Source organism: Halovivax sp. (assembly GCA_007119345.1).
Classification (GTDB): domain Archaea; phylum Halobacteriota; class Halobacteria; order Halobacteriales; family Natrialbaceae; genus Halovivax.
The window spans coordinates 1-11,895 of the sequence record SKPV01000108.1; the positions used below are offsets into that span (position 1 = coordinate 1).

The following is an 11,895-nucleotide window of genomic DNA, read 5'->3' on the forward strand; positions in this document are numbered from 1 at the left end:
CGGCGGTGCCCACGTTGCCCGCGACGCCGTGGTAGGCGAGGACCGTTCCCCGCCGCTCGGCCCCGCGGGTGATGAGCGAGAGGCCGGCGGGGTGGTAGAGACTCGCCGCGGCGCCCCAGCAGACGAGCGCGAGCGCCAGGATCCAGATCGTCGGCGCGAGCGCGACGAGCGCGAAGCCGGCGCCCATGCCGGCCATCGAGAGGACGACGAGGCGCTTCGAGCCGTAGGCGTCCGCGAGCGCCCCGCTCGGTAGCGCGCCGACGCCGACGAGCCCGTAGCCGACCGCGACGACCGTGCCCAGGACGGCCGGCGAGACGTCGAAGACGTCGAGCCAGACGACGACGAACAGCGGGATCGCGAGCTCGTAGGAGTGGAACGTCGCGTGCCCGATCATCGTGAAGCGGGCGATGGCGCGATCGTTCCGGCGCATGTCCGTCGGTGCGCGGAGCGGCGAGTTAGCCGTTGGGGAACGGGCGAGGGGCGTCGCGCGCCGACCGACACGCTCGAACGGGCCGCCGACCGAAGCCGTTCGGCCGCCGGCCGATCGCCGACCGCGAGTTCGACGATCGACGTATTCCACCTCGTCAAATTGTCCGAGGCGCCGACATTCGACGGATTTAACGAGGCGCCGGGCGGAGATTCACGCGTTATGTCGAAAGTCAGCGTGATCGGTGCCGCCGGGACGGTTGGCGCCGCCGCAGGGTACAACCTGGCGCTCCGCGACGTCGTCGACGAGCTCGTCTTCGTCGACATCCCGGATCAGGAGGACACGACTATCGGGCAGGCGGCCGACACCAACCACGGCATCGCCTACGACTCGAACACCGTCGTCCGCCAGGGCGACTACGAGGCGACCCAGGGGTCGGACGTCGTCGTGATCACGGCGGGCATCCCTCGCTCGCCGGGCCAGACCCGGATCGACCTCGCCGGCGACAACGCGCCGATCATGGAGGACATCCAGTCCTCGCTCGACGAGTACAACGACGACTACGTGTCGGTCACGACCTCGAACCCGGTCGACCTCCTCAACCGCCACCTCTACGAGGCCGGCGACCGCGCCCGCGAGCACGTCATCGGCTTCGGCGGCCGCCTCGACTCCGCCCGGTTCCGGTACGTCATCTCCCGGCGGTACGACGCGCCCGTCGGCAACGTCGACGCCACCATCCTCGGCGAGCACGGCGACGCCCAGGTCCCCGTCTTCTCGAAGGTCCGCGTGAACGGTCGTGACCTCGAGTTCACGGACGACGTGAAGGACGAGCTCCTCGGCGAGCTCACAGAGAGCGCGATGAACGTCATCGAGAAGAAAGGCGCCACCCAGTGGGGCCCCGCGACCGGCGTCGCCCACACGGTCGAGGCGATCCTCCGGGACACCGGCGAGGTGCTGCCCTGCAGCGTGAAACTCGACGGGGAGTACGGTCACGAAGGTACGGCCTTCGGCGTCCCCTGCAAGCTCGGGGCGAACGGCGTCGAGGAGATCGTCGAGTGGGAGCTCTCGGACCTCGAGGAGCAGCAACTCGCCGAGGCCGCCGACAAGCTCGAAGAGCAGTACGAGAAGATCGCGTAGGCGTCGATCGGGAATTTTCGCGAACGGCGGTCGGCCGGGCGGTTTCGAACCCTCGCAACCGAGTCACCGCTTCCGGACCCGCAGCTCGACGGTCCCGAGGTCGAGACTCACCCTGACGGCCGGGTCCAGCGAGTCGGTGACGCGCTCGACTGTTCCGAGAGCGCGGCCTCGACCCTGCTCCGGGACGCGCAAGCGGCGCTCGTGGACGCGGCGCTGGCGCGGTGAGGGGAGAAACTTGTCGGAACGAAAACAGCGAACGCGACGGCGGACCCGAACGACGTCAGGGGATCAACTGCTCGCCGTCGTCGTCGTAGACGGTGATCGCGTCGACGGGACAGGTTCGGGCGGCGAACTTGGCGTCGAGCTCGGCGTCCTCGGGCACCTCGCGGACGAAGACGCCGTCCTCGACCTCCTCGGCGTCGTTGAGGACCGCCTTCCCCCGATCTTTGTCCTTCTCGAACTCGCTCCACTCGGCGACGCACTGGTACATGCCGATGCAAACGTCCTCGTCGAACTCGATCTTCATGTGCGACGGTTCGGCGTGCCGGAATAAAGCGATGGCGGGAATCGGCCGCGGAGACGGCCCGCGCCGATCGGCGTCGATCGAAGGTCGACGACCGTCCCTACGCTAACCGGCGTCGACAGACGAGCCGCGACCGCCTCCGCACGGACTGGCGTCGACAGACGAACCGCGACCGCCTCCACACCGACCGACGTCGGCGACCCGGTTGGCGTGCGGCGTGTTAGTCGGGGTCACGTGTCATCGGGATTTTATTTATCGGCCCCGTCAATTCCAGGCCATGACGGCCGACCGTGAGCCGGAGGGACCACGAACGTTCGCCGACCCGTTCGGTCGAGCGATGCGCGACTTCCACCGCGGGGAGCCCGGACGGCTCGTCTACCGCGACGGGACCGAGGTCCAGGACGGGAACGTCGAAGGGTTCTACTTCACGCCGCGGGCCGAGTGGGGCGAGGAGACCACACTCGAGCTCGAACGACTCGCCGACGCCCGCGGGCCCGTCGTCGACGTCGGCTGCGGAACCGGCCAGCACGTTCGCTGGTTCCAGGATCGCGGGGTCGACGCCGTGGGGGTGGACGTCAGTCCGAACGCGGTCGGCACCGCCCGAGAGATGGGCGCCGAGAGGGTCCTGGTCGGCGACATGCACGACCTGCCCTTCGAGGACGGTCGATTCCGCGCGGTACACTGCGTCGGGACCCAGCTCGCGCTCGGCGGTTCGCTCGCCGGCATCGCCGCGCTCCTCCGGGAGTTCGCGCGGGTGACGGCCGAGGACGCCGTCGGCCTGGTGGACAACTACGACCCGACGCGGCTCGGGGCGGATTTTTTCGGCTTCCGCCCGGATCCGCGCGAGGGGATCGCCCACCGGTGTTTCCACTTCGAGTACGAGCGGGCTCGGTGGGAGCCGGGGGTTCGGGCCGTAGGACCGGCGCTGCACTTCCTGCTGTGCTCGCCCGATCGACTCCGGGCGGCGGCGAGCGAGACGCCGTGGACGGTCGCCGCCGTCCGTCACACGGAGCCCCGGGAGATCCACTACCGGGCGAGACTGGAGCGGAAGCCGGCGGACGGGGCCGGTCCTGACGACCGATTCTCGGACCGAACCACATCTGACGACCGATTCTCGGACCGAACCACATCTGACGACCGATTCTCGGACCGGACCACATCTGACGACCGATTCTCGGACCGGGCCGGATCCGACGACGAACCGTCGGCGGCGGCGATCGGAGCCAGATTTTTCCCCGTTCTCGTGGTCCGTCGAGGGACGGAATGATCGCACCCGTCCTGTTCGTTCAGGTCCTCGTGGCGGTAGCGGCGTGCCTGTACATGGCGTGGGTGCTCGGGGCCAACAGCAACTCGCCCCCGTTCGCCCCCGCGATCGGCGCCAACGCCATTTCCACGATGCGGGCGGCGTTCGTCATCGGGCTGCTCGCCGGCGCCGGCGCGGTGTTGCAGGGCGGGGCGATCTCCGAGACGGTGGGCGCGGACCTCATCCGCGGCGTCGACATCACGGCCACGGCCGCCATCGCCGGACTGCTGACCGCTGCGACGTTCATGGGGGTCGGAATCTACACGCGGTACCCCGTGCCGGCGGCGTTCGCGACGACGGGCGCGATGGTCGGCGTCGGCCTCTCGCTCGGGGGCGACCCGGCGACGGGCACCTACCGTCGCCTCGGCACGTTCTGGGCGCTCGTACCGATCATGTCCGGCGGGCTCGCCTTCGCGACGGCTACCGTGCTCCGCCGGGACGACGTCCCCGAGACGGTCGGCGTCCCGCTGCTCGCCGGCCTCGTCGGCGCGATCATCGCGAACGTCCGACTCGGGGTCCTCCCCGATCCGGAGCGGGATCAGGGCACCATCGCCGCCTTCGTCTCCTGGCAGCTCGGCTCGCCCTCGGTCGCCGGCGTCGAGGTGCTCGTTCCGCTCGTGTCGGTCGCGCTCGGCGCCCTCGCCTTCCGGGAGATCCGCAGGCGAATACGGACGTCGGTCGAGGACGGCATCCGGACGTTCCTGCTCGTCCTCGGCGGCATCGTCGCGTTCTCCAGCGGCGGCTCGCAGGTCGGGCTCGCGACCGGCCCGCTCGAGCACCTCTTCCGGGTCGAACTCGGGTTCCCCGGCGTCGTCTTGCTCTCGATCGGCGCCGCCGGCATCCTCGCCGGCGCCTGGATGGGTGCACCGCGGCTGTTACAGGCTACCTCCAGGGAGTACGCCCAACTGGGTGTCCGGCGGTCGATCGCGGCGCTCGTCCCGGGGTTCGTCATCGCCCAGCTCGCGATCGCGCTGGGCATCCCCATCTCGTTCAACAACATCGTCCTCTCGGGGGTGATCGGCGGCGGCCTCGCGGCGGGCTCGGCCGGCGTCTCGCGGCGGAAGATCGGCGTCACGCTCACCTTCTGGATCCTGACGCTCGTCTCGTCGGTCCTCCTCGGGTTCGGCGTCTATCGGGCGCTCGCCGTCGTCGTGGGCCCGTAGCGTCGCGGTCGGGCGACGGCGGAACGGCCGCGGCCCTCACTCGAGGACCTCCACGGGGACCGAGGCCCGCTCCTCGATCGTCCGCGGGATGCCGTCGCCGACGAGCCAGCGCACGACGTCGCTCGCCTCGTGGCCGGGGACGACGATCCGGTCCATGTCGTGCTCCTCGGCGTAGGCGGGGACGACCTCCACGGGTCGCCCTTCGCGGGTCCGTACCGTCACCCGGGACGGTGAGGCGGCGTCCGTCCCCTCGAGCACCGACTCGCGGATCGACTCGGCCCGGTCTCTGGCTTGCGCGAGCCGCTCGTCACCCCGCTCGAGGACGCGCCCCTCGCTTATCTGTTCGTCCAGCGGGACGATCGCCGCGAGCAGCGTCACCGACGCCTGGGGGTAGGTCTCGAGGGCGTACCGCAGCGCCGCCTCGTCGTCCGGGTTCCCCAGCGTGGTGACGAGGACGCGCTCTGAATCGGTCACGGGTGACGTTCACCGCCCGAACGCATCACTCCGTCGCCGACAGTGGCCGGGTATCGGCGGAGATTCGCCACCGACGGAGACGACACTTTAAACCGGAACACGCCCCAACGCTACCCAATGAATCTCGAGGAGCTGTCGGGGCTCCCGCCCGGCGCCGTCTCGCACTTCCGCGAGCAGGGGATCGAGGAGCTCTACCCGCCCCAGGCCGAGGCGGTCGAGGCGGGCGCGACCGACGGCGGGAACCTCGTCGCCGCCGTCCCCACCGCCAGCGGGAAGACCATGATCGCCGCCCTCTCGATGCTGTCGTCGATCGAGCGCGGCGGGAAGGCGCTGTACATCGTCCCGCTGCGAGCGCTCGCCAGCGAGAAGAAGGCGGAGTTCGAGGCGTTCGAGGCCTTCGGCGTGAGCGTCGGCGTCACGACGGGCAACTACGAGAGCACCGACGACTGGCTCGCGACGAGGGACATCGTCGTCGCCACCAGCGAGAAGGTCGACTCGCTCGTGCGAAACGGGGCCGACTGGCTCTCCGAGCTCACCTGCGTCGTGAGCGACGAGGTGCACCTGATCGACGACCGCAACCGCGGGCCGACCCTCGAGGTGACCCTCGCGAAGCTCAGGAAGCTCAACCCCTCCCTGCAGGTCGTCGCGCTCTCGGCGACGGTGGGCAACGCCGGCGAGCTCGCCGACTGGCTCGACGCCGCGCTCGTCGACGACGACTGGCGCCCGATCGACCTCAAGATGGGCGTCCACTACGGGTCGGCGATCAACTTCGACGACGGGAGCACCCGCGAGGTCCCCGTCGAGGACGGCGAGGACCAGGAGGCGGCGCTCGTCCGCGACATCGTCGCCGAAGGCGCGTCGTCGTTGGTGTTCGTCAGCTCGCGGCGCAACGCGGAGGCGGCGGCCCGACGGCTGGGCGGCGTCACGGCGCCCGAACTCGACGACGACGAACGCGAGGCCCTCGCCGAACTCGCCGAGGACGTCCTCGACGTGAGCGACGCGGAGACCAGTCAAACGCTGGCCGCCTGCGTCAGGAAGGGAAGCGCCTTTCACCACGCCGGCCTGGCGAGCGAGCACCGATCCCTCGTCGAGGACGCCTTCCGCGACCGCCTGCTGAAGGTCATCAGCGCGACGCCCACGCTCGCCGCCGGGGTCAACACGCCGGCCCGCCGGGTGGTCGTCCGCGACTGGCGCCGGTTCGACCCCACCGCGGGCGGGATGGCGCCCCTCGACGTCCTCGAGGTCCACCAGATGATGGGGCGAGCCGGTCGGCCGGGACTCGACCCCTACGGCGAGGCGGTCCTGCTCGCGAAGAGCCACGACGATCTGGACGGGCTCTTCGATCGCTACGTCTGGGCGGAGGCGGAGCCGGTCAGGTCGAAGCTGGCCGCCGAACCCGCGCTCCGGACCCACGTGCTGGCGACGATCGCCTCGGGATTCGCCCGCACCCGGGAGGGGCTCCTCGAGTTCATGAGCGAGACCCTCTACGCCAGCCAGTCGGGCGAACGCGGCCGGCTGGAGACGGTGACCGACCAGGTGCTCGACTACCTGGAGCGAAACGACTTCGTCGAGCGCGAGGGCGGGGACGAGACCGGGACGGCGGACGCCGACGCCTTCACCTCCGCCGCCGATCTCGCCGACGCCGACGCCGCGTCGGTCGAACTCCGGGCGACCAGCCTCGGCCACACCGTCTCGCGGCTCTACCTCGACCCGATGAGCGCCGCCGAGATCGTCCACGGGCTCGAGTCCGCCGAAACGCGCCCGACGCCGCTCGGACTCTACCAGCTGCTCTCGCGGACGCCCGACATGTACGAGCTCTACCTCCGGTCGGGCGAGGACGGCACGTACGGCGAGCTCTACTACGAGCTGGAAGACGAGCTCCTCGGCGACCGCCCGAGCGAGTACGAGGAAGATCGCTTCGAGGACTGGCTCGCGGCGCTGAAGACCGGCGCGCTGCTCAAAGACTGGGCCGACGAGATGGACGAAGACCGGATCACCGAGCGGTACTCGATCGGGCCGGGCGACCTCCGCGGGAAGGTCGAGACGGCCGAGTGGCTGCTGGGGGCCGCCGAATCGCTCGCCGCCGAGATCGACAGCGAGTGGACCGTGGCCGTGCGGGAGGCCCGCGCCCGCGTCGAGCACGGGGTCCGCGAGGAGCTGCTCGAGCTGGTGGGCGTCCGCGGCGTGGGTCGAAAGCGCGCCCGGCAGCTCTACGAGGTCGGGATCGAGTCGCCCGCCGACCTGCGCAACGCCGACAAGGGCGTGATCCTCGGGGCCCTGCGCGGCGAGAAGACGGCCGAGACCATCCTCGAGAACGCGGGCCGCGAAGATCCCTCGATGGACGGCGTGACCCCCCGGAAGCCCGACGGGGCGGAGACCGCTGGCGCACCCTCGGGCGCCGCCGAGGACGCCGGTCGTGTGGCGGAAGCGGACGCGCCCGCGGGCGAGGACGACGAGGGCGAGGGCCAGTCCAGCCTGGGTGATTTCTGATGGAGCTGCTCGAGGGAACCCTCAGGGTGGACGACCTCGACGACGTCCTCGCGACGCTGAGCGAAGTCGGGGATCGCCACGACGTCACCATCCAGGCGTTCGACGCGCGCTACGTCGCCGGTCGCGGCCACCTCGAGCGCGCGGTCGAGTGCGCCGAGCGCGCCCGCGAGCGAGGCGAGATGATCGCGCGCGATCCGGCCGTGGAGATCCTCTGTTACGCGGCCGGACGCCGCCAGATCGAGCGCGCGCTCGAGATGGGCGTCGCGGCGGGCGACGGACCGGCGACCATCCTGGTGACGGGCGGCGATCGCGAGGCCGACCGGGCGGGACGCCTCGAGCGCGCGAGCGGCGAAACCGCGAGCGCCGAAGCGGAGGCGATCGCCGACCTCGCCGACGAACTCGACCTCGAGGAGGCGTCCGTCCTCGACGAAGCGGACGAGGAGCGGCTGGCGGATTTCTTCGAGATCACGGACGCGGAGCGGGCCGCGACCGATGCGACGCTCGAGGAGCTCGTCTGCGAGCGGGTCGCGTTGTTGACGGTGGACAAATAGGTCGGCCGCCGACGGTGGGGCGACCGGCCGAACGTCCTCCGATGGTCGTCTCGCCGCCGGGATCCGCCGGTCGTCCGGTCGCTCAGACCTCGACCTCGTCGCCGGTGAACTCGCCGAGGGTCCCGCGACGGCTCCCGGCGGGCGTCTCGAGGATCACCGCGGTCTCGGCGTCGACGTCGACGAACTGCGCCGCCAGTTCGAAGCGGCCGTCGTCGTCGATCCGGCCGAACTCCCGCTGGTCGGTCGCCGGTTCCTCGAGGCGGGCGTACTCGCCGGCGTGGGCGGCGTCGACTCGTCCGCGGACCTCGTAGACGGTGAGCGATCCCTGCACCTCGTTCCCCTCGATCGGATAGCCCCGCTCGACCCACTCGGGAAAGCCCTCGTCGAGCACGTACACGGACTCGAATCCCGCCGCGAGGAGCGACTCCGCGCGCTGGCCCGAGAGCGAGTGCGGGCACGGACAGTAGGTGACGATCCGGTCGTCCGTCGACAGCTCCTCGGCGGGATCGTCCTCGGCGAGTCCGTCGGGGGCGGGACTCAGCTTCGCGCCCGCGATGTGCGATTCGTCGTACTGGGCCTCGGAGCGGGTGTCGAGGAAGATCGCCGCGTCGTCCTCGTGCCACTCGACGACCTCGTCGATGGAGGCGAGCGGGACCGCCGGATCGAACCGGTCGAGCGTCTCGCGGTCGTCGCTTCCCGCAGTATCGTCGTCGCCGGATGTGGCGTCGTTCGACGCGTCGTCGTCCGCGGCCTCGTCTCCGGACTCCGAGAGGCACCCCGCGAGAGCGCCGACCCACGAGGCGCCGGCAACGGCGAGGTACTGCCGTCGGTTCATATCCTCCCCGACGAATTCGCATCAAATAGCCGTTCTGGTGAGGGGTGCTGGTGCAGTACCCCTTCGTTTCGAGTGGAGAATCGGTAACAGTGAGATGATAGGTCCCCACACGAAACGAAGGCAGGTCCGTCGACGCGGACACGTTGGTCGCCCGTTCCGTCGTCCGCTCCCGACCCGTGGGGGTGCCGATCCGAAGCGGGACCCGTGGGATTGCCGATCCGAAGCGGGACCCGTAGGACGGTCGATCCGGCGCGGCTTCGACTCGATTCCTCGCCTCGCCACGAGTCGATACCCGCCTCCCACAGAACTATCAGCCGCGCCCCCGAGGGATTCGCCAATCGACCCCGCGCTCGCGGGATCGGAGGTCCGCCATGTCGACGCACGAACTCACCCTCACCGTCAACGACGCGGAGGAACGACTCACCGTCGAGGCCCGAACGTTGCTCGTTCACGCGCTTCGCGACGAGCTCGGTTACACCGGCCCGAAGGTCGGCTGCGAGCGCGGCAAGTGCGGATCGTGCACCGTCCACCTCGACGGCGAGCCCGTCAAATCGTGCACGACGCTGGCCGTTCAGGCCGACGGCCGCGAGGTGACGACCGTCGAAGGACTCGTCGGCAACGGCGTCGAAACCGGGGGCGAAGGGGACGGCCTGCACCCCGTCCAGACGGCGCTCCACGAGGCCCACGGCCTCCAGTGTGGCTTCTGCACGCCGGGGATGGTGATGACGATCGTCTCGCTGCTCGAGGACGACGCCGAACAGACCGAAGAATCGGTGCGCCGCGCGTTGAAGGGCAACGTCTGTCGGTGCACCGGATACCAGAACGTCGTCGATGCCGTCCTGGCGGCCGCCGAGGGAGCGGGTCGAGCGGACGTCGCGGCCGACGGCGGCTCGATCGGCGGGTGCGCGGACTCCGGTCCGTGCGGCGACGGAGCCGACGACGGGGGTGACGCGTAAGATGTACCCCGCCACCTTCGACTATCGCCGGGCGTCCTCGGTCGACGACGCCCTCTCGCAGCTTGCGAGCGAGACCGATCGGGACGTCCGCCCGATCGCCGGCGGCCACGGGCTGCTCCCGGCGATGAAGGCGGGCGAACTGGCGCCCGACGTGCTGGTCGACGTCGGCGACTGCGACGAACTCGGGGCGATCGAACCGGCCGACGACGGCGAGGGCGTCGTCGTCGGCGCGCTCGCGACGCACGCGGACCTCCTCGACTCGCCCGTCCTCGCCGATCGCGTCCCCCTCCTCGCCGAGACGGCCGGCGCCGTCGGCGACGTCCAGATCCGCAACCGCGGGACGATCGGCGGCAACCTCGTCGAGGCGGATCCGGGCGCCGATCTGCCGGCGGCGCTGCTGGCGCTCGACGCGACGGTTCGCCTACGGAGCCCCGACGACCGCCGGGACGTGCCGGCGGTCGACTTCTTCGAGGGTGCGGGCGAGACGGTCGTCGCCGACGACGAGCTGGTCACCGGGATCGTCGTCCCCGGCGCCGGGGACGGAGCGTACGCCAAAAAGACGCACCCGGCGCGCGGGTTCGCGATGGTGGGCGTCGCCGCGGCGGTCGAGCTCGCCGACGACGCGATCGCGGACGTCCGGGTGGGCGCCGTCGGCGCCACGGAGCGCCCGATCCGGCTCTCCGCGGTCGAGGACGCCCTGACCGGCGCGGGCGTCGACGAAGCGTCGGGAGCGCCGCACGACGACGGCGCGCTCGCCGACGCCGCGGCGCTGGTCGACGACGACCTCTCGGCGGAGCCGCGACGCGGCGACGTGCACGCCTCCGCCGCGTTCCGCGCCCGGCTGCTACGAACCCACGTCGAGCGCGCGACGGGGGCGGCGATCGAGCGGGCGAACGGGGGTGAGACGGAGTGAGCGACGGCGAGCCGGGCCGCGAAAAGGGAGGATCCGCCGGCGGCGAGGCCACCGGCGGCGAGCTCGTCGGCAGCGGCGTCTCCCGCCGCGAAGACCGCGCGCTGCTCACGGGCGAGGCGAGCTACACCGACGACCAGACGGCACCGGGGATGGCCCACCTCGCGTTCGTCCGGAGCGAGCGCGGGCACGCCCGGATCGACGCCGTCGATCCGTCGGCGGCGCGCGACGTCGACGGCGTCCTCGCCGTCTACACCTGGGACGACGTGGCCGACTCCGACGCCCCGGGCGTCATCCCGATCGCCTCGGAGCGACTGGACCGCGAGATTCCCGGCCACCCGATCCTCGCGCGCGACCGGGTGCGCTACCACGGGGAGCCGATCGCCGCGGTCGTCGCCTCGGACCGCTACGCCGCGCGCGACGGCGTGGAGGCGGTCGCCGTCGGGTACGACCCCCTCGACGCCGTCGTGGATCCGGCGGCGGCCGCCGACGAGTCGGCGCCGACGCTCTACGAGGAGGCGCCGGACAACGTCGTCGACACCTCGGAGCTGGGGAGCCGGGAGGACGCCGCGGCCGCGTTCTCGGCCGCGGACCGGACCGTGGAGCTCGAACTCGAGAACAACCGGCTGATCCCCTCCGCCCTGGAGCCCCGCGCCGCGCTCGCCCGCTGGGACGCCGGCGAGGAGCGCCTCGCCGTCGAGATGACGAGCCAGTCGCCCCACGGCCACCGCCGGAAGCTCGCGGCCACCCTGGGCATGCCCGAGCGCCGAATCCGGGTGGTCGCGCCGTCGGTGGGCGGTGGCTTCGGCCACAAGGGCCACCACCATCCCGGCGAGGCGATGGCCGCGTGGGCCGCGATGGCGCTCGACCGCCCCGTGAAGTGGACGGCGACCCGCTCCGAGAACTACCTGGCCGGCGCCCACGGTCGCGACCACCGGACGACGGCGGGGATGGCCGTCGACGACGACGGGACGATCCGCGGGCTGCGCGTCGAGACGGTCGCCAACGTCGGCGGCTACGGACTCGGCGGCGGCCCCGCGATGCCCGCCTGGTACGGCCGGCTGCTCTCGAGCCAGTACGAGATCCCGGCGATCCACTGCGAGACGCGGGCGGTCGTCACGAACAC

Annotated in this window: 12 protein-coding genes; 8 read left to right on the top strand and 4 right to left on the bottom strand. The window is 71.4% G+C overall.

Annotated features, from left to right (window positions below; translation table 11 throughout):
• Positions 1-430 (bottom strand): MFS transporter (locus tag QZT59_RS07355; protein WP_290813560.1); only part of this gene is annotated, 430 nt, incomplete at its 3' end.
• Positions 431-649: 219 nt separating this feature from the next.
• Here QZT59_RS07355 and mdh point away from each other — a divergent pair.
• Entirely contained in the window at positions 650-1,564 is a 915-nt protein-coding gene (gene mdh / locus QZT59_RS07360; protein WP_290813563.1) for a malate dehydrogenase, read from the top strand.
• A 280-nt stretch (positions 1,565-1,844) separates the two neighbouring features.
• Here mdh and QZT59_RS07365 read toward each other — a convergent pair whose 3' ends face one another.
• On the bottom strand, positions 1,845-2,090 hold the full coding sequence (locus tag QZT59_RS07365) for a ferredoxin (protein ID WP_290813566.1): 246 nt from the start codon (positions 2,088-2,090) through the stop codon (positions 1,845-1,847).
• 274 nt (positions 2,091-2,364) lie between these two features.
• On the opposite strand from QZT59_RS07365, the gene QZT59_RS07370 reads away from it, so the two are divergent.
• Positions 2,365-3,354 (top strand): class I SAM-dependent methyltransferase, encoded by a 990-nt coding sequence (locus tag QZT59_RS07370; RefSeq protein ID WP_394348642.1) that lies wholly within the window; start codon positions 2,365-2,367, stop codon positions 3,352-3,354.
• On the top strand, positions 3,351-4,553 hold the full coding sequence (locus QZT59_RS07375) for an inorganic phosphate transporter (RefSeq protein WP_290813569.1): 1,203 nt from the start codon (positions 3,351-3,353) through the stop codon (positions 4,551-4,553). Before QZT59_RS07370 ends, QZT59_RS07375 begins: the two co-directional genes overlap by 4 nt.
• A 36-nt stretch (positions 4,554-4,589) precedes the next feature.
• Here QZT59_RS07375 and QZT59_RS07380 read toward each other — a convergent pair whose 3' ends face one another.
• The gene (locus tag QZT59_RS07380; RefSeq protein WP_290813571.1) at positions 4,590-5,027 is read right to left on the bottom strand and encodes a universal stress protein; all 438 of its coding nucleotides are present in this window, start codon (positions 5,025-5,027) and stop codon (positions 4,590-4,592) included.
• Between the two features lie 117 nt (positions 5,028-5,144).
• Between QZT59_RS07380 and QZT59_RS07385 the strand changes: the two genes are divergently transcribed.
• Both QZT59_RS07385 and cgi121 read left to right on the top strand, forming a co-directional pair.
• The gene (locus tag QZT59_RS07385; protein ID WP_290813573.1) at positions 5,145-7,517 is read left to right on the top strand and encodes an ATP-dependent DNA helicase; all 2,373 of its coding nucleotides are present in this window, start codon (positions 5,145-5,147) and stop codon (positions 7,515-7,517) included.
• Positions 7,517-8,068: a KEOPS complex subunit Cgi121 gene (gene cgi121 / locus QZT59_RS07390; RefSeq protein WP_290813576.1), complete on the top strand. Its 552-nt coding sequence runs from the start codon at positions 7,517-7,519 to the stop codon at positions 8,066-8,068. The genes QZT59_RS07385 and cgi121 overlap by 1 nt, the downstream gene beginning before the upstream one ends.
• A gap of 82 nt (positions 8,069-8,150) precedes the next feature.
• Here the strand turns inward: cgi121 and QZT59_RS07395 are convergent, their stop codons facing one another.
• Positions 8,151-8,903 carry a rhodanese-like domain-containing protein gene (locus tag QZT59_RS07395; RefSeq protein WP_290813579.1) on the bottom strand — a complete coding sequence of 251 codons (753 nt, stop codon included), beginning with the start codon at positions 8,901-8,903 and terminating at the stop codon, positions 8,151-8,153.
• 371 nt (positions 8,904-9,274) lie between these two features.
• Here QZT59_RS07395 and QZT59_RS07400 point away from each other — a divergent pair, with 371 nt between their 5' ends.
• The 3 genes from QZT59_RS07400 to QZT59_RS07410 all read left to right on the top strand — a co-directional run.
• Positions 9,275-9,859, top strand: a complete 585-nt coding sequence (locus QZT59_RS07400; protein ID WP_290813582.1) for a (2Fe-2S)-binding protein — start codon at positions 9,275-9,277, stop codon at positions 9,857-9,859.
• Position 9,860: 1 nt separating this feature from the next.
• The gene (locus QZT59_RS07405; RefSeq protein WP_290813585.1) at positions 9,861-10,772 is read left to right on the top strand and encodes an FAD binding domain-containing protein; all 912 of its coding nucleotides are present in this window, start codon (positions 9,861-9,863) and stop codon (positions 10,770-10,772) included.
• Positions 10,769-11,895: xanthine dehydrogenase family protein molybdopterin-binding subunit (locus QZT59_RS07410; RefSeq protein WP_290813588.1), on the top strand; the 1,127-nt coding region annotated here is incomplete at its 3' end. The genes QZT59_RS07405 and QZT59_RS07410, both read left to right, overlap by 4 nt.